Source organism: Edwardsiella piscicida, assembly GCF_001896205.1.
Taxonomy (GTDB): Bacteria; Pseudomonadota; Gammaproteobacteria; order Enterobacterales; family Enterobacteriaceae; genus Edwardsiella; species Edwardsiella piscicida.
The window spans coordinates 1,502,044-1,518,340 of sequence record NZ_MPNU01000001.1 but is presented as its reverse complement, the minus strand read 5'-3'; the positions used below and the strand labels follow the sequence as shown (position 1 = coordinate 1,518,340).

16 protein-coding genes, 4 tRNA genes and 1 pseudogene are annotated in these 16,297 nt (G+C 57.3%); 5 read left to right on the top strand and 16 right to left on the bottom strand.

Translation table 11 applies throughout. The annotated features are described in order from the left end of the window. Nucleotides 1-209: 209 nt before the first annotated feature. Nucleotides 210-806, top strand: a complete 597-nt coding sequence (locus BRD58_RS06930) for a cytochrome b/b6 domain-containing protein (RefSeq protein ID WP_015461290.1) — start codon at nt 210-212, stop codon at nt 804-806. A 90-nt stretch (nt 807-896) separates the two neighbouring features. After that, nucleotides 897-1,082, top strand: a complete 186-nt coding sequence (locus tag BRD58_RS06925; RefSeq protein WP_012848169.1) for a hypothetical protein — start codon at nt 897-899, stop codon at nt 1,080-1,082. Between the two features lie 72 nt (nt 1,083-1,154). Here BRD58_RS06925 and BRD58_RS06920 read toward each other — a convergent pair whose 3' ends face one another. The 5 genes from BRD58_RS06920 to BRD58_RS06900 form a co-directional block, all read right to left on the bottom strand. After that, on the bottom strand, nt 1,155-1,382 hold the full coding sequence (locus tag BRD58_RS06920) for a putative hemolysin (RefSeq protein WP_225857640.1): 228 nt from the start codon (nt 1,380-1,382) through the stop codon (nt 1,155-1,157). Between the two features lie 110 nt (nt 1,383-1,492). Continuing rightward, entirely contained in the window at nt 1,493-2,413 is a 921-nt protein-coding gene (locus BRD58_RS06915) for a DUF4396 domain-containing protein (RefSeq protein WP_069578438.1), read from the bottom strand. A gap of 364 nt (nt 2,414-2,777) precedes the next feature. Further along, nucleotides 2,778-3,023 (bottom strand): hypothetical protein, encoded by a 246-nt coding sequence (locus tag BRD58_RS06910; RefSeq protein ID WP_225857639.1) that lies wholly within the window; start codon nt 3,021-3,023, stop codon nt 2,778-2,780. 218 nt (nt 3,024-3,241) lie between these two features. Beyond that, a tRNA-Cys gene (locus tag BRD58_RS06905) sits at nt 3,242-3,315 on the bottom strand. Between the two features lie 43 nt (nt 3,316-3,358). Next, nucleotides 3,359-3,434, bottom strand: a tRNA-Gly gene (locus BRD58_RS06900). Between the two features lie 452 nt (nt 3,435-3,886). Between BRD58_RS06900 and BRD58_RS06895 the strand changes: the two genes are divergently transcribed. After that, nucleotides 3,887-4,174, top strand: a complete 288-nt coding sequence (locus BRD58_RS06895) for a hypothetical protein (RefSeq protein WP_012848165.1) — start codon at nt 3,887-3,889, stop codon at nt 4,172-4,174. A 77-nt stretch (nt 4,175-4,251) separates the two neighbouring features. Here BRD58_RS06895 and BRD58_RS06890 read toward each other — a convergent pair whose 3' ends face one another. Then, nucleotides 4,252-4,527 (bottom strand): hypothetical protein, encoded by a 276-nt coding sequence (locus BRD58_RS06890; protein WP_012848164.1) that lies wholly within the window; start codon nt 4,525-4,527, stop codon nt 4,252-4,254. Nucleotides 4,528-5,100: 573 nt separating this feature from the next. Beyond that, nucleotides 5,101-5,313: a cold shock-like protein CspF gene (gene cspF, locus BRD58_RS06885; RefSeq protein WP_012848161.1), complete on the bottom strand. Its 213-nt coding sequence runs from the start codon at nt 5,311-5,313 to the stop codon at nt 5,101-5,103. A 296-nt stretch (nt 5,314-5,609) separates the two neighbouring features. Between cspF and cspA the strand changes: the two genes are divergently transcribed. Further along, on the top strand, nt 5,610-5,825 hold the full coding sequence (gene cspA, locus BRD58_RS06880) for an RNA chaperone/antiterminator CspA (RefSeq protein ID WP_012848159.1): 216 nt from the start codon (nt 5,610-5,612) through the stop codon (nt 5,823-5,825). Between the two features lie 104 nt (nt 5,826-5,929). On the opposite strand, the gene BRD58_RS06875 is transcribed toward cspA, so the two are convergent. Beyond that, entirely contained in the window at nt 5,930-7,753 is a 1,824-nt protein-coding gene (locus BRD58_RS06875; RefSeq protein ID WP_015461286.1) for an MOSC N-terminal beta barrel domain-containing protein, read from the bottom strand. A gap of 399 nt (nt 7,754-8,152) precedes the next feature. Between BRD58_RS06875 and BRD58_RS06870 the strand changes: the two genes are divergently transcribed. Continuing rightward, nucleotides 8,153-8,710 (top strand): serine acetyltransferase, encoded by a 558-nt coding sequence (locus BRD58_RS06870; protein ID WP_015461285.1) that lies wholly within the window; start codon nt 8,153-8,155, stop codon nt 8,708-8,710. Between the two features lie 186 nt (nt 8,711-8,896). Here the strand turns inward: BRD58_RS06870 and BRD58_RS06865 are convergent. From BRD58_RS06865 to arnC, 8 genes and pseudogenes are all read right to left on the bottom strand, one after another. Continuing rightward, nucleotides 8,897-8,972 (bottom strand) — tRNA-Lys (locus BRD58_RS06865). A 529-nt stretch (nt 8,973-9,501) separates the two neighbouring features. Beyond that, nucleotides 9,502-9,577 (bottom strand) — tRNA-Lys (locus tag BRD58_RS06860). A gap of 495 nt (nt 9,578-10,072) precedes the next feature. After that, nucleotides 10,073-10,456 carry a 4-amino-4-deoxy-L-arabinose-phosphoundecaprenol flippase subunit ArnF gene (gene arnF / locus BRD58_RS06855; protein ID WP_012848155.1) on the bottom strand — a complete coding sequence of 128 codons (384 nt, stop codon included), beginning with the start codon at nt 10,454-10,456 and terminating at the stop codon, nt 10,073-10,075. After that, nucleotides 10,453-10,788, bottom strand: coding sequence for a 4-amino-4-deoxy-L-arabinose-phosphoundecaprenol flippase subunit ArnE (gene arnE, locus BRD58_RS06850; protein WP_012848154.1), 336 nt, complete (start codon nt 10,786-10,788; stop codon nt 10,453-10,455). The genes arnF and arnE overlap by 4 nt, the downstream gene beginning before the upstream one ends. After that, a pseudogene (gene arnT, locus BRD58_RS06845) lies at nt 10,785-12,442 on the bottom strand (lipid IV(A) 4-amino-4-deoxy-L-arabinosyltransferase). The gene arnE and the pseudogene arnT overlap by 4 nt, the downstream one beginning before the upstream one ends. Next, nucleotides 12,439-13,338, bottom strand: a complete 900-nt coding sequence (gene arnD, locus BRD58_RS06840) for a 4-deoxy-4-formamido-L-arabinose-phosphoundecaprenol deformylase (protein ID WP_012848152.1) — start codon at nt 13,336-13,338, stop codon at nt 12,439-12,441. The pseudogene arnT and the gene arnD overlap by 4 nt, the downstream one beginning before the upstream one ends. Then, entirely contained in the window at nt 13,335-15,314 is a 1,980-nt protein-coding gene (gene arnA, locus BRD58_RS06835; protein WP_073382039.1) for a bifunctional UDP-4-amino-4-deoxy-L-arabinose formyltransferase/UDP-glucuronic acid oxidase ArnA, read from the bottom strand. Before arnA ends, arnD begins: the two co-directional genes overlap by 4 nt. A gap of 2 nt (nt 15,315-15,316) precedes the next feature. Further along, a complete protein-coding gene (gene arnC, locus BRD58_RS06830) occupies nt 15,317-16,294 on the bottom strand; it encodes an undecaprenyl-phosphate 4-deoxy-4-formamido-L-arabinose transferase (RefSeq protein ID WP_015461282.1) in 978 nt (325 codons plus the stop codon). Nucleotides 16,295-16,297: the final 3 nt, after the last annotated feature.

Genomic DNA, 16,297 nt, shown 5'->3' with positions numbered 1-16,297 from the left:
GACGACGCGCGTGCGGCTACGGCACAGGGTTCAATCCTATGGTTCCAGCCCGGTGTTGCGCAGGTACAGATAGCGATGCTCTTGGTCCGTCAGCATTTTCCCCTGCGCAGTCCGGTAGGTGAACGGCGACCCCATGAGATAGCACCTTGCCCCGCGACGGCACGCCAACATGATACTCGGATAAAAACAGAAAACAGAAGGTAACCATGATGTCTCGTCTCTCCACCTTATTTCCGCTATTCTGGCGTTATCTCGGCACCTACCAGAAACCCTTTCTGCGCGTGCTGCACTTCGTTATTATGCTGTTCGTTATCGTGCAAATTCTCAACAGCAATGGAATGGGATTCAATCAGGAACAGCAGATTCGACCCGGGTTGAGCTACGACATTTTTACCTGGATGCATATTGGTATCGGCCTGTTAATGGTGCTACTGACGTTGGTACTGACCCTCTATAGCCTCTCTACGCGCGGTCTGCGTTATTTTTTCCCCTACCTGTTTGGCGACTTCGGCCAGCTCAAAACCGACATCGGCGATATGTTTAAAATGCGCTTGCCGGGCACCGATCCGAAAGGGATTGCGACCTGCGTTCAAGGGCTGGGGCTCGGCGCCCTGCTGCTGGTGGTGATCTCTGGGCTGGTGTGGTTTGTCCTGTGGCGCAGCGGCTCTGCATGGACCGGCGATGCCAAGTCCATTCATAAGACCCTAACGGGGCTGATCGAAGTCTATCTGGCCGGCCACGGCTTTATGGCGCTGCTGCACTTTATCCTGTGGCTACGCGAACCGGCGCAGCGTCAGCGCAGCTAACGCACAGCCGGCGGCCGCGGCGGCGAATGGATTGAAAAGCCGCGGCCCTTATGCCATGCTCACTGCTCTACATTCAGGGTAATTAACGTGATGAATACAAAACAGTTAACGCCACAGGAGAAAGCCTTGGCCGATGAACTGGCGCTAGAGCGAGTCTACGCCATGAACAATGATGAGTACCTGCTGCAGAGCGTGGATGAGAAAATCCACCGGCTAGAGGCCCATGTCAAAGCCTACGTTGAACAGCGCTTCGCCTTCCACCGCGGGCAGGCCTGACCCCGTATCGATGCAGGAATGCGCGATCGCCGGGCCGCGAACGTGGCCCGTCTTTCTATCAATAACAGCACGTTATGCCTGAGGATGACTACGGCGATACAGCGCCCAGGCCTCGATACGCTCGCCGCTCGGTAGCGTACAGTAGCTAAACTGCCCCTGCTCCGCCGTCGCCGATGTTAAGATCCCGCCCTGCTCCACACAGTAGCGCGCCGCAGGATTAGCCATGCCTATCGCCGGCGGCGTCTTGATATCTTTGGCTGTACACCCCGCCACCGCGATTACGCCTAACAACGCTAACATTATCCTCATGATACACTCTCTATATCGCTCATCTGAATCGCCATGATCTCGCGTACGGTGGCACGTTGCACATAGGATAATGTTTAAAATGCCACCGGCGCTCCCCCGCGCTACATCGCGTGCTTAATCCCTTTACTGACCAACCACTTGTTCATCGGATACGCACTGCAGAAGCCAACGATCATGGCAATCTGCATCATAAACCAATACAGCGCGCTGGCGCGCGGCATCTCCGGCGTGAACAGAAGGAACAGCGCGATCGCCATCCAGACATACATGCCCAGCTGCCAACAGATCAGTGAAAGCACATCCGCTTTCACCGCATTCTTCAGCGCGACCCAGCGCGGCTGTCCCATCTGGCGCGCGGGCCAATACTGAAAGAAGATCCCCAGACACAGCGCCAGCACAAAATCCAGCGTCCACGATCCCAGCAGCGAGCTGCCTAACAGCGTCACCGGCACCACCAGAGCCATTCCCTCGCCGAGGATATCGGCCAGAGTACACCCCGTGCCGCAGTGGGTGCTGGTCTTAAAGATACTCTTCCACCCTGCCGGCCCCCGCGTCATCGCCATCGGTTTTTCCCCGTGGCCCGCCATCGGCATCTCCATCGCCGTCGGTTTTTCCCCGTGGCCCGCCATCGGCATCTCCATCGCCATCGGTTTTTCCCCGTGGCCCGCCATCGGCATCGCCATCGCCATCGGTTTTTCCCCATGGCCCGCCATCGGCATCGCCATCGCCGTCGGTTTTTCCCCGTGGCCCGCCATCGGCATCGCCATCGGTTTTTCCCCGTGGCCCGCCATCGGCATCGCCATCATGCCGCAGCGATCGCCGGGATGCCCCCGGCCAAACCAGAAATAGGCACCCAGCCCCAATACGCCAAAGTAAAGCGCATTAATCGGCCAGGCAACCGCCATGATCGCCATAGGCTGCGGATGCCCCCGACGAATATCCCAAACAATAATTAAGGCACAGATCAGCGCGCTGATTAACCAGCCCCAGGCTAATGAATGCAGCCACTCAGGATAAGACATAATTTACTCCTCAATATACAGCGTATTAATCCGGCACCTTACGTCGCTACCGCATCCGCGGCAGAAAATAGACCGCCTACCGCCGCTGCGTTAGCGCCTATCCAAACGGCCACAGCTCTGCCACTGGTTTAGAACAAATAACAAATTTATTCACGCTTTTGAGGATAAAAAATTTAGTGAGGCGGCATAAATACCATACACCCGAGGAGATATTTCCCTAATGGCTCAAAAGTATTCTGATTAGCCAGGTGGCCGGAAGCCCGCGGCGACAGCGCGGCCCGCATTCAGCGACGGCTACCGCCCATAAGTAAGGTTGATTAGCGGCGATGCGCCACCGCCGCCGAGAGAGCCGCTATCTTCCGCGTCAGATACGGATAAAGTTGGCCGTTTTATTGGTGCTAAACTCATGGCGAATCGCCCGCTTCACCACGGCGTACAGCGCGTCACGCCCCTGCACGGTGAGCTCTTGGGGGTGAAACCCCTGCTCCGTTACCCGATAAGACTGACTCATCGGCATATTCACCACGCTAATCCACCGATCGCGCTTATAGGTAGAAAAGGTCACCTTCTTAAACTGACCTGACTCTACGCAGCGCATCAGATAGCTCATAATATTTTCGCTGGAAATCCGCATAGGGCTGCCTTTCAATTACACCGATTGACGGCGCCGCTGTCATCACAGGGGCGCTCTGTCGGTAGAGTAACGCGATAGGAAGCATACGGACATGATCTGCGCCCCGGGGGAGACAAAAACGACAGGCGCAGGAGAAGGCCGGAGAGACGAAGACATAAAAAAACCCCGCGGACATACAGTCCTCGGGGTAAAAATGGAGGCGCGTTCCGGAGTCGAACCGGACTAGACGGATTTGCAATCCGCTACATAACCGCTTTGCTAACGCGCCATTTTTTGCCTGTCCGTTCGTCAGAACGTTACAAACATAAATTTGGAGCGGGAAACGAGACTCGAACTCGCGACCCCAACCTTGGCAAGGTTGTGCTCTACCAACTGAGCTATTCCCGCAGTTATCGACCAAGGCTGCCGCTAAACGCAGCACACCGTGGGATGCCGCGTATTTTACGTATTTCCCGCGCCGCGTCACCTAAAATCTTCACCCAGCCAGACTGAATGCTGTTTTTTAATCCACTTCGCGCAGACAACCGGCAACCGTGACGATAAAACCAGCGCACAGATCGGCGCACTGCGCGCGCGGAGAGATCCGCGCTCAAAACAGCGCGAGCCGTAATAAAATTCCGATAAGCAGATCAGCCGCAGCGCTCTACGCCGCCGTTGAGAATCTGCCCCCATTTCTCAGACCATTCGTCAAAAAAATATCAAAACTCTCTGTTAGTTAACGTAATGATCAGTTGATGCCTCCGCGCTGGCGTTATCAATAAACAGACCTATACTTAACCGTGTTGGTTATATAACGTACTGTGTCTCTGTGTCATATTTAACGGAATAAAGGATAAAGTATGAAGCCATTAAAATCAGTCGTTGCCCTCTGTGCCCTGCTTGCCGCTCCGGCGTTCGCCGCAACGCAGATCAATACGCTGGATACCACTGGCTATACCAAAGTTGCCGCGCTCAGCCTAGAGCAAATGGGGCTTCCCAACATCGGCGATAGTAAGGTTGTAAAAGCCGTAGACAGCAAGTGTGCATCCCACGGTGTTGCAGCGGAACAATGCTATTTCCGCGTACTGAGTATCGTTGGCGACGCCAGCAATCACAAAAACATCTTCATTGAGATTTATAAAAAATAGTGAGTCATACGGCTCTCCGTCTGCGTTTCGACGAGGACGGAGAGCACGCCTTCGGCGCTACGCCGACCCCACGCGATTCACCGCTCGGCGAAAGCGCCGCTACCCTGACAGGAGAGCTGTGCCAGCCAACGCGCTACCTGCTCACGATAAATATAAATGGCCCGCGGAGAGTCGACATGGGGGGAGCCAGGGATCATCATGGCAAGGCACGGGTAGCGCTGCGGTGCCATGGTATCGGCCAAACGACACATCTCGCTCTCGGAGACCCATACGCCCAGCATACTGTTACTGTCAAATAAAAACGCCTGATTGAACCACGAATAAAAACTATCCTGATCCAGTATTACCTGCATTGTACTCACTTTATTACCGTCCAGATTAAAATCAGTTATCCTCGCGCCGATACACCGAGCGAGTCCCTTCGCGCCGCTGAAAAATATTCACACAATGAATTATTAAAACCATAAAATCTCGCCAAGGCGGATATTTACCCTTCCACTGCAAGCGCGGTGCGCATTCTATTCAGAGGAAAGGACAAAATCCACTCAATATGACAAATTTCATACCATTGCCGAAAAATCATATTTAAAAACCAATCAAAACACAAAAAACAGTCTTAATGTTTACTTTGAATTAAAGTGTTGGAATTTAATTTTGATTCAAATAAATTATTAATTAAGTTTAATATAAAGATATTACTTATTAATAATCGCACTGGATCCCGCTGGTGCCCTGCGTATATCCCCTACGTGGGGAACGGTGCCGCGGCGACAGCCAGCTGGACACCGCGCTCAGTCAGCGAGATAGGTTGCCTGGCACGTTGCAATGTGCGTAGATACGGGGAAGCCGCGCTACGTTATCCCGGTCTCAGAGCGATGGCGTGGCGATGGGCCTGAACATATCGGACTGAAGAGAGATAAACGCTATTATGAAAGGTAAACGTTAGCCGCCGTTGGCCCCTGCCGACCATGCATTCTGCAAAATTCAACCCGCAGACCCGCCGAGAGCGTTTCTTCGTCTTTTAAATGGAGGGCGGAGATATGTACCTGAACGTCTTTACGACCATCGGATGGAGAGATAAAGCCTTTACCGCTGCGGTAATCAAAAAACCGAACAATTCCGGTCATTTTATCTGACAAACTAATTCCTTACTGTTACGCAATATTTTCAGTATACAGATATCCCGACGCATTACCAGCGTCATAGCTAAGGTGTCTGGATGGCTAAAAAAGATCTTGCCAACGTACTCGCCGCATGCGTTAATGCGTCACCGGTTTGAAGTACAGAACCTGACGTCGTTTTTTTAGCAGTGCTCAGTTCAAGTGTTATCCCCCCGATATCCCTTTATCAGTGAGTCTCCTTTCTAAGCTTCTCATTAAAATCTGTAAAGCAGACCTCATCAACCAGCGATGGTAATAAAATAAAGGAAATATCTATGTCTAATAAAATGACTGGCTTAGTAAAATGGTTCAATGCGGATAAAGGCTTTGGTTTCATCACGCCGGATAACGGCGGCAGCGATATCTTTGTTCATTTTTCCGCAATTCAAAGCAATGGCTACAAATCCCTGGACGAAGGCCAGAAGGTTGCATTCGAAGTGCAAACCGGCGCTGCTAAAGGGCCGTCAGCCATTAATGTAACCCCGCTGTAAAACCAGACTTAGATTAGCGATCCGCAATCGCGATGACGGCCTTGACCTGAGCAGCCGGATCGAGAATCAACGACAGGAGCCCATGACGATGGGCTCCTGTGCTATTACTCCCCGATAACAATATCGTCCTGCGGTATCGCACAGCAGGCCAGTATATAGCCCGCATTCTCCTCATCGACGCTGAGCGCTGTGCGCTGAGGCTGCTCAACCGAACCGGCGTTAAGACGCACCTTGCACTTGCCGCACACCCCCGCCCTGCAGCTACAGGCCATACTGACCCCGGCTTTCTCCGCCTGCTCGAGCACAGACGCCTGATTATTCCCGCTAAACGCATTGCCATTGATACGTATCTGCACCGAGCGATAGGCGTGATTAGCGCTGCGTACGACCTCACCAAAACGCTCTTGATGCCACTGATCCGCGGGCAACCCGGCGGCCAACAGCAGCGTTTGCACCTGCGCCATAAAGCCCGCGGGCCCACAGACATAGACATGACGCTGCGCCAGCGCAGGAAACAGCGCCGCGCGCGCGGCATCAAAGCGCCCCGAGACCCCTTGCCATTCGCTATCGGGGTGAGACACCGCCGTAATTACGGTCAAAGAGGGGTGCGCTTGCTGGAGCTGCTGGAGCTCATCCGCAAACGCCCTATCCTGCGGCGTCTGACACTGAGCGTAAAAAATAACATCATCGATCCATTGCCGATCCGCCAACATCCTCAACATGGAGATAGCCGGCGTAATACCGCTGCCGGCGCTGATCAGGGCAATGGGGCCCGCGGGGCGACGATCGAGGAAAAAGGCCCCTTCCGGCGCCGCGGCACAGAGCGACTGCCCCACGCGCATATGGCGATGAAGCCAGTTCGACACCGTGCCCGATGGCGTCCTTTTCACGCCGATCGACCAGCGATCGCCACGGGTCGGCGACGAGGAAAGGGTATAGCAGCGCTGATACCGCCGCTGCCCTATCGTGACCGTCACCGGCAAGTGCTGCCCGGCCAAATAGGGAGGCAAGGGCAAGCCATCGGCCCGTTTAAACCAGAAGGTGGTGAAATCTCGACAGATGGGCTCCACCGCATCGCAAATCAACGCGATCGTTTCAGGCAGTCGATTGACATAGGGATAGGGCGCCTGCGTTGCCACGATATCAACGGGATCCGCGCAGGCTATCTCACCTGCGCTCAGCGGCGTCAGATAAACCCCAAAATGGATCGCTCCCGTCCGCGCCTCCCGACGGAACTGGCTCAGCGTCGTCAGCGGCTCATTGTCGAGCTTCATCTGCTGCGTTTGCGGATCGATCGTCGTCAGTACGCAGCGGGAACAAGGGGCGCTAACGGCAAACGTCACATCGCCGATCCGGAGCGTTTTCCAACCATCCTCGGCAAAGGGCAGGCTTCCCCGCACCACGATATTCGGGCGGAACTGCTGCAGCGTATGGCGCGCTGGCGAGCGAGCGTTGAGAAACGCCAGCGACGCTTCGGATAGCAAAAGCAGCGGCGCCGCGTCCGCCAGACTCAGCGCCGCCTGCGTATCCCCGCCGTGACGCCGGGGCGCCTCACCGTTAAAGACCAACGTTACCGGCTCTTTTAACAGCTGGCTAAACCACCTATCGGCCTCCTCATCGACGCTCAGGGCAGAGAACGCATCATTCCACACGGCGGTCTGCCGTATGCCGCGGACAAACTGGGCCCGCTGTACTCGCAGCGGCGGCTGCATCGCCGAGTGAAAGGTAACGCTGTCGACATCTTGACTGACGCGAACCCCCAGCAGCTGCGGATGCGTTCTTGCCGTCACCATACGGCTGTCCGCCGCCTTGATCAGCATAAACTGCCGATCCTGCACGATGCCGTAGGGTGCCACGGACACTCGCTCCGCCGCATTTCCCGCCCCGGACTTCAGCGGGTATTGGTACAGCGCCGTTACTGTCAGCATAAAATCTCGCTATATTTTGGATCCAACGTCACCTGGATCTCATCGATACACCGCCATGCACGTTCCCCTATGCGCTGCTCAGGGCAACGGTGGGACGCGCTCCCGTATCAGAATAGAATGAAAAAGGGCCGATCCGCTATTCCTCCGGCGTCGTGGGCGCAGCGATACTCTTGTTAGCGGTGGGTAAAAAACACGATGCGCACATTACTCTGCCCGGCGAGCGGGAGCGCCATGAGGCTATCTCCATCGTGTCAGGGGTTTATATTCAACGCGATAGCATGCCATCCCGCGCACGCCGGATCGCCAGCGTCGTGGCCCGACAGTGACAAAGTCATTGGACGGCGCCGAGGTGACACCGCATTATAGTGGCCACTTTTTACCGGAGGTAGAGCACAACCGATGAAACCGCATGACCACGAGCTATCCCATCTGAAACGGTGTCTGCGCCGCGAAGTGATGGTCTCAGACAAACCTTTCTCCTGGCTCAAAACGCTGCATAAGGCATTCAAATGCCCTGAGCGCCGATTCTACTTTTGGTGGCGTATCGCCAATTATTTACACCGCAGCGGCACGGCTAAAAAAACGGCGATACGCATCAGTCGAAACCTGCGGAATAAATACTGCCTCGATATCAAGCTTGGCAGTGAGATCGGTGAGGGGCTCCGTATCGCCCACTATGTCGGTATTGTGATCACCGGGCACTGCGTCATAGGTAAGAATCTGTATATCAGACAAAATGTGACTATCGGCGTAAAGCAAAACGATCAGGCGGGGAAAATCTATATCGGTGATAATGTCGAAATCGGCGCCAACTGCTGCATCATCGGTGATGATTTGCATATAGGCGATAATGTCACCATCGGCGCAATGAGCTTTATCAATAAAGATATTCCAGCCAACCACACGGTCTACACGCCAAAATCAGAAAACATCATGAGGGTAAAAAAGTCGGCCTAGACTGATTTTGCCAGCGTAGGCGAGATCGGGCTCCACTATCGCGCTCCACTATCGCGCTCGCCCCGCGCTGGGGCTAAAAGCACCGCCCGATGAGCAAACCGGATGACCCCGCGGTAAATATCGGCACAGGCACGCGAGCGATAACAAAAAAGGCGCTACGCCATTAGCGCAACGCCTTGAAATTGTTGGTGGGTCGTGACGGGATCGAACCGTCGACCAATTGATTAAGAGTCAACTGCTCTGCCAGCTGAGCTAACGACCCAACGCCGAGGATTATTCTCCCTTTCGCGCTGAGGGTCAATCGCCTGGGGCGCGGGATACGCCCGTGCGCTGTCCGCTCTGCTTTACGCTTTATCCCGAGATCTGGTAGTAAAAACATTGTATTACCCCTCAGCCTGCCATGACCGGATAGCGAGCGCTCGTCGGACATTTCCCCTCCCCCGCCCGCAGGAGCATCGATTCTCGGCGCATCCTCTGCGCGACGACAGCGATCAGCCTGCGCGTGGATGCGCGCGGTAGCGCGATGCTTTCGTCGCATCCCCTTGGCCTATCCCTCGCGAGGCTAAATCTTGATCGCGCGCTGGCGCCAGCGCTCTGCAGGGGCCTCTGGCTCCGCTGATCGCTCGCCAAGCAGCGCGGCGCGGCGCGATTAAGAAAACGCGATCCCCACGTGAAGAGGATAACAACGGAATCCGACCAACAGCGTGCCAACGGCATACGGCCTCAGACTCAGCGGCGGGCTTCAGAGACAAAAAAGGCGCTACGCCATTAGCGCAACGCCTTGAAATTGTTGGTGGGTCGTCGGGGGTTCGAACCCCGGACCAATTGATTAAGAGTCAACTGCTCTGCCAGCTGAGCTAACGACCCAACGCCGAGAATTATTCGCTTTTTAACCCGGCGGGTCAATTCACGCCCCTGCGCACGCCGACCCGGAGGCTGTCCGCTCCGCTTTACGCTTTGGCTAAAAATAACGCATTACAACAATAGGTTAATGATGATATTCCCGCCAATAGCGCGATACGCATCGACGCTAGCGCGGCGAAACGGGCAGGATAACGCGACGGGAGAAGATGGCGGCAGCCGCTCCGGCAAAAGGCGCGATGCCGGGGAGCGACTCGACTAGACGTTACGCAGTATATACAGCGCGATGGAGGCTTCAATGAGCACAATCAGCACGGACCAGAAGGCCGCCATCAGCTGCGCGTGCGTTTTGATAAAAGCATGAATGAGTTGCATAAGATTGCCTGCTCGGCTAAACCACTCGGGGTGTGAGGTCAGTCTACGCCGCTACAACTATTCACGCAATTTATCAAATAAAATGGATATCCCGCCGCTGGCAGGCTAACGGGACAGCCGCCGCGCTCACGGCTTCCCCGCGCGGCGCCAGGGGGGATAAATCACCAGTAAACCCAGTATAATCAAGCCCATTCCCAATAGCTTACCCCCGTTAAGCCGTTCACCGAACAGCGGCAAGGAGACCGCCAGAGCGCAGACCAGCACATAGCTAAGGCTCAGCAATGGATAGGCCCGATTCAGCGGCAGATCGCGCAGCGCAAACAGCCAGCACAGCATCGACAGGCCATAGCACAGAATGCCGCCCGGTAGCCACCAGACCCAGTGCTCTGCGCTGAGCAGCGCAGAGATAAGCTGCGCCCCATCGCTGCAGTGCATCATGGTATAGCGCATCATCAGCTGCGCCGCGCTGACCAGCGCGACGCTGGCGAGCGCCCACAGGTAGCCCATCATGCGTTGACCCCCAGCAGGATAATCCCCGCCATAATCAGCGTGATCCCGATAATATGGCGCCAGTTGAGCCGCTCATGCCAAATAAAACGTGCCGCCAGCAGCACCAGGACATAGTTCAGGCTCAGCATCGGATACGCCACGCTCACCGCCACCCGGCTAAGCACCACCAGCCACAGCAGCAGCGCCAGCCCCAGACAGAGCAGCGCCAGCGTCAGCCAGCGCAGCAGGTGGCGGCGCGGTGAGCCGTGAGGCACACCGCACATCGCCTGTTTCTGACATAGCTGTCCTGCGCAGCTGAGCAGGCTGGAGAAAATAATCAGCAGATAACTCATGGCTGCTGCTGATACTGCAACAGCAGGAAACGCCCCTTCCGCAGGGTCATATCCGCTGGCGGCAGCGCCGAACTAACCTGTTCGTTGCGCGACAGCAGCAATACCAGGGAGACCGCCCCCTGCTTCCGGTGCTCCGCCAGCCAGGCCGGGAACTGCGCGGCATTTACCAGATGACCGGCCGCATCCGGATAGCTCAGCCCATACTGAAGCTCACCCGTATTATCATACAGATAGATGTCGCTGCGCTTGAGCTCCCAGGCCAGCCCCGCGGCGACGCCGACGCTGTCGCTCAGAATATAGCGGCTCGCCTGCAGCTGCGGCATCGCCGCCTGGATCAGCGTCTGCGGCTGCTTGGACTCCATGACCTGCTGCGGCAGCGCCGCGCCGATCAGCAGGGCAATCCCCAGCGGACAGGCGGCGCTCCAGCGCCAGTAGCGGCGTGGATTATGCAGCGACAGCGCGCCAAACAGCGCCCATACGCCAAAGGCGACGGTGCCCAGGATCACTTTGCTGACCTCCTGCGCACCGAACAGCGGACGTCCGATGATGCCCCAGGGCGCCAGCACCAGCAAGATCGCCGCCATGCCACCCAGGCCGACCAGCAGGTTAATCACCCCGTTGATCCGTAGCGCCTTACCCCCCTCTCCGGCCAGACGCTGTACATAGCCGGCCATCAGGATCGCCAGCGGCGCAAAGCAGGGTAAAATATAGGTTGGCAGCTTTCCTTTGGCGATGCTGAACAGCAGAAATGGCATCACCGCCCAGCCCAGCAGGTAAAAATCCCCCCCTGACTGACCCGGCCACGCCACCCCTCACGCAGCGCGCCGGGCAGCAGGCCCAGCCAGGGCAGCAGGCCGAGAAGGAGGATCGGCAGGTAATACCAGAACGGCGCCTTATGCTGAGCGTTATCTTCGGCAAAGCGCTGGATATGCTCAACCCAGAAGAAGTAGCGCCAATAGTCCGGCTCGCGCTGTGCGATAGCCAGCACCCACGGCAGGCTGATGAGAATGGCGCTCAACACCGCCAGCGGGCCAAAGCAGAACAGGGATTTCCAGCGCCGTTGGGCTATCACCCAGGGCAGAACGGCAATCACCGGGATCGCCAGCGCCAGGAACCCTTTGGTCATAAAGCCCATACCGCAGGCCAACCCCAGCAAAATGTAGCCGCCGACCCGGCCCCGCGTACTGCTGGCCTGCTCACCCAGCCAGAAGCTGCACATGGCCGCGGTCATCCACAGGGTAAAGATCGGATCAAGCACCGCGTAGCTGCCAACGCCGTAGACCAGAAAGCTGGTCAGATAAATCAGCGCAGCCAAAACGGCCGGGCGCGTGCCAGACAGTAGCCGGCGCGCCAGCCAGAACACCAGCAGCGCACTCAGTACCGTCGCCAGCACGGCGCCAAAGCGGACGGCAAAATTGCCGTCGCCAAACAGCCACTGACCCAGGTTATTCACCCAATAGCCGGCCACCGGCTTTTCAAAATAGCGCAGCCCGAGAAAGTGCGGCACGATCCAGTCTCCGCTGGCCAGCATCTCGCGGCTGATTTCGGCATAGCGGGTTTCATCCGGCTGCCATAATAAACGTCCCGGTAGCGGGACGATGTAGTAAAGAACAAACAGTACGGCCAGCGTAACCCATCCGACGATCTTCTTCATGGCGACTCCACCTCCTGCTGACAACCCAGCCATCCCTCACGCCCGGTCAACGTCGTGCGGACGACTCGCCCGCTCGGCAACAGCGTAATATCGTCTGGCAATAAATCCCCAAGGGGGCAAAATTCAATCTGTGCCTCGCGCGCCATCTCCAGCAGGCGGGCAAACTGCGCATGTTTGGCAATGCCTTCAACTTCGGCGTGAATGGTGTAAACCGGGACGCCGCGATCGGCCAGGATACTGTCGAGAATGAAGCGGTTAAATCCCGCCTCATCGGTCATGACGCCGATGGCCTCATCCCAGGTGGGCTGGGTCACCGGGATCTGCACCGTCCCCAGGCGGCCATCCGGCAGCAGCGGACGAAACGGATGCGTACCGCGACAATCGCTGTTATAGCGAAAGCCAAAGGGCTCCTTGGCCTCGACCACCCGTGCATCGGCGCGCCAGCCGGCAACCGCGGAGCAATCGATACTCTCCCCGGTGATCAGCTGCAGCTCATCGTAGGCCAGCCCGATCTGCTCGGCCATCTTCTCCCGTGACCAAACGCCGGCCCAGGCCTGCCAGGCATGGTGATCCCAGGCGTGAAGCCCGGTCTCATGCTCTTTCGCGGCGGCGGCGATGGTGTCGGCCAGGCCGGCACCGATCCGGCGTCCGGGCCAGGCCGTCCCGGCCAGCAAGATATCCCAGCCATACAGCGATGCGGCGTTAGAGCGCAGCATTTTCCACAGAAAGCGCGGCTTCAGCAGGCGCCACAGGTGGCGCCCCATATTGTCCGGACCCAGGGTAAAAAAGAACGTCGCCCGGATCCCGTGCCGGCGCAGCAGCGACACCAGCGCCGGCACGCCGTCACGCGTGCCGCGCCAGGTGTCTACGTCAATGCGCAGACCGACCCGTTTCATTCCTGCTCCGTACCGTCAAAGGTCTGCAGGAAGAAGTCCAGAGTATCCTCGATAGTGCTCTCCATCGGGATCACCGGCTGCCAACCCAGCAGGCGCTGTGCGTTGCGGATGCTCGGTTTACGGTGCTCTACGTCCTGGTAGCCTTTGCCATAGTAGCTGCTGCTCTCCACCTCGCGGAAGCCGGCAAAGGGCGGGAAGCGATCGCGCAGCGGATGCTGCTCAAAGCACACCAGCAGCTGCTCAGCCAGCTCACGAATGCTGGCTTCGTTATCCGGGTTACCGATGTTGATAATCTGTCCATCGCACAGATTGTCTTTGTTTTCGATAATGCGGAACAGCGCTTCCACCCCTTCTTTAATGTCGGTAAAGCAACGCTTCTGACGTCCGCCGTCCACCAGCTTGATCGGCGACCCTTCCACCAGGTTTAGGATCAGCTGGGTAATGGCGCGCGAGCTGCCGATACGCGCCGCATTCAGGTTGTCCAGACGCGGCCCCATCCAGTTGAAGGGGCGGAACAGCGTGAAACGCAGTTCATCCTTGGCGCCGTAGGCCCAGATGATGCGATCCAGCAGCTGCTTGGATACGGAGTAGATCCAGCGCTGTTTGTTGATCGGCCCGACGATCAGGTTAGAGCGATCCTCATCAAACTGAGGATCGCTGCACATCCCGTAGACTTCAGAGGTGGACGGGAAGATGATGCGCTTTTTGTATTTCACGCAGTCGCGCACAATCTTCAGGTTCTCTTCAAAGTCGAGCTCAAAAACGCGCAGCGGATTACGGGTATATTCGATCGGCGTTGCAATCGCCACCAGCGGCAGCACCACGTCACACTTCTTAATGTGATACTCGATCCATTCGGAGTGAATGCTGATATCCCCTTCCACAAAGTGGAAGCGCGGGTGGTCGATAAAACGGGAGATGGCGTCAGAGCCGATGTCCAGGCCGTAGACTTCATAGTTATCTTCCGCCAGCAGACGCTCGGTCAAATGGTTACCGATAAAGCCGTTAACCCCCAGGATCAGCACGCGGGTCGCCCGACGGGCGCCAAAGTTCAGCGAGCTGTTCAGGATCGCGCCCTCAACCAGTCCCAGGCTTTCCGCCAGCTGGCTGCCCTGCATATACAGGCCATCCTGCGGCTGACCGGCCACGATCTCCAACGCCCCGTCGCCACAGGCGATCGTCAGCGGCGACGCCGACAGCACTGTACCGGGACGCGCGGCAGGCAGATCGCTGCGCACCCGCGCCTGCCAGACCGTAAACTGACGGTTGCCGGCATAGCTAAAGGCGCCCGGCCACGGCTCCGTCACCGCGCGAACCAGGTTATACAGCGCCCGCGCCGGTTTACTCCACTCCAGGCGGCCATCGGCCGGCGTACGGCGGCCAACGTAGGTGGCGGCGCTTTCATCCTGCGGGAACTCTGCGTAGCTGCCGCCGCGGATCTGCGGCAGCGCCTCGGCCAGCAGCGCGCGGGCGCACTGGCACAGTTTGTGGTGCAGCGTCAGCGCCGTGTCCTCTTCGGCAATCGCGATACAGCGCTGAGCGATAATATTCCCAGCATCCGCACGCGTCTCCATACGGTGCAGCGTCACCCCGGTCTCCGTCTCGCCGTTGACCAGCACCCAGTTCAGCGGGGCACGGCCACGGTAGGCCGGCAACAGCGAACCATGCAGGTTAAACGCGCCCTGCGGCGCCAGCGTTAAAATCGCGTCGCTCAGCAGATGGCGATAGTAGAAGGAGAAGATCACCTGCGGCTGCAGCGCCCGCAGACGCTCAACCCACAGCGGGTGATTCACATCATCCGGCGCAAACACCGGAATATTATGCTGGGCCGCAAGGCGAGCGACCGAGCCAAAGAACAGATTTTCACCGGGAGCATCCTGGTGAGTAACAATGGCAGCGATTTCATAACCAGCATCAATCAATGACTGCACACCGGCACAACCCATATCGTGATAGGCAAAAACAACAGCTTTCATGATCATTTTTCCTGTTCTTCGTCCGGCGGGTTAGCGCGAACGACATTCTGAATAAAATAGCGGGGACGGGCGCGCACGTCGTTATAGATGCGGCCGATGTACTCACCCAGCAGGCCCATCCCAACAAACTGCGCGCCGATAAAGATGAACAGCACGGCAAACAGGGTAAATACCCCTTCCGCAGCCCACTGTGGTCCAAGGGTTAAACGCATCAGGATCAGCAGTACGGCAAAGGCGAAGCCCAGCAGCGCGATAACGCTGCCAAAAATGCTCAGCGCCCTCAGCGGGGTCGTGGTCAGGCAGGTCACCAGGTCGTACATCAGATTGATCAGCTTCATCAGCCCATACTTGGACTCGCCGTGCTCACGCTCGGCGTGTTTCACCGGGATCTCGATGGTGCGACGGGCAAAGCTGTTGGCCAGAATGGGGATAAAGGTGCTGCGCTCATGGCAGTGCAGCATGGCCTTGATGATGCTGCTGCGGTAGGCGCGCAGCATGCAGCCATAGTCGCTCATGCTCTTGCCGGTGGTGCGCTGGATCAGGCCATTGATCATGCGCGAGGCGCGCTTACGGAACCAGCTATCCTGACGGTTCTGGCGAATGGTGCCCACCACGTCATAGCCCTGATCGGCGGTCTCCACCAGACGCGGAATCTCCTCCGGCGGATTCTGCAGGTCGGCATCCAGCGTGATCACCAGATCGCCTTTAATGTGGCTGAATCCGGCCATAATCGCCGAATGTTGACCATAGTTACGGTTCAGCAACACCGCGACTACCCGGCTCCCCGGGCGCTGCGCCGCCTCGCGGAGGATCTCGGCCGATCTATCGCTGCTGCCGTCGTCCACCAGGACTATCTCATACTGTTTTCCCGTGGCATCGCAGGCGGCGATGGTCCTTTTCAACAGCTCCGGCAGGCTCTCCTGCTCGTTGTAAACCGGTATCACCACCGATACAAACTGGATGGTTTTAAAATCACTCATTGT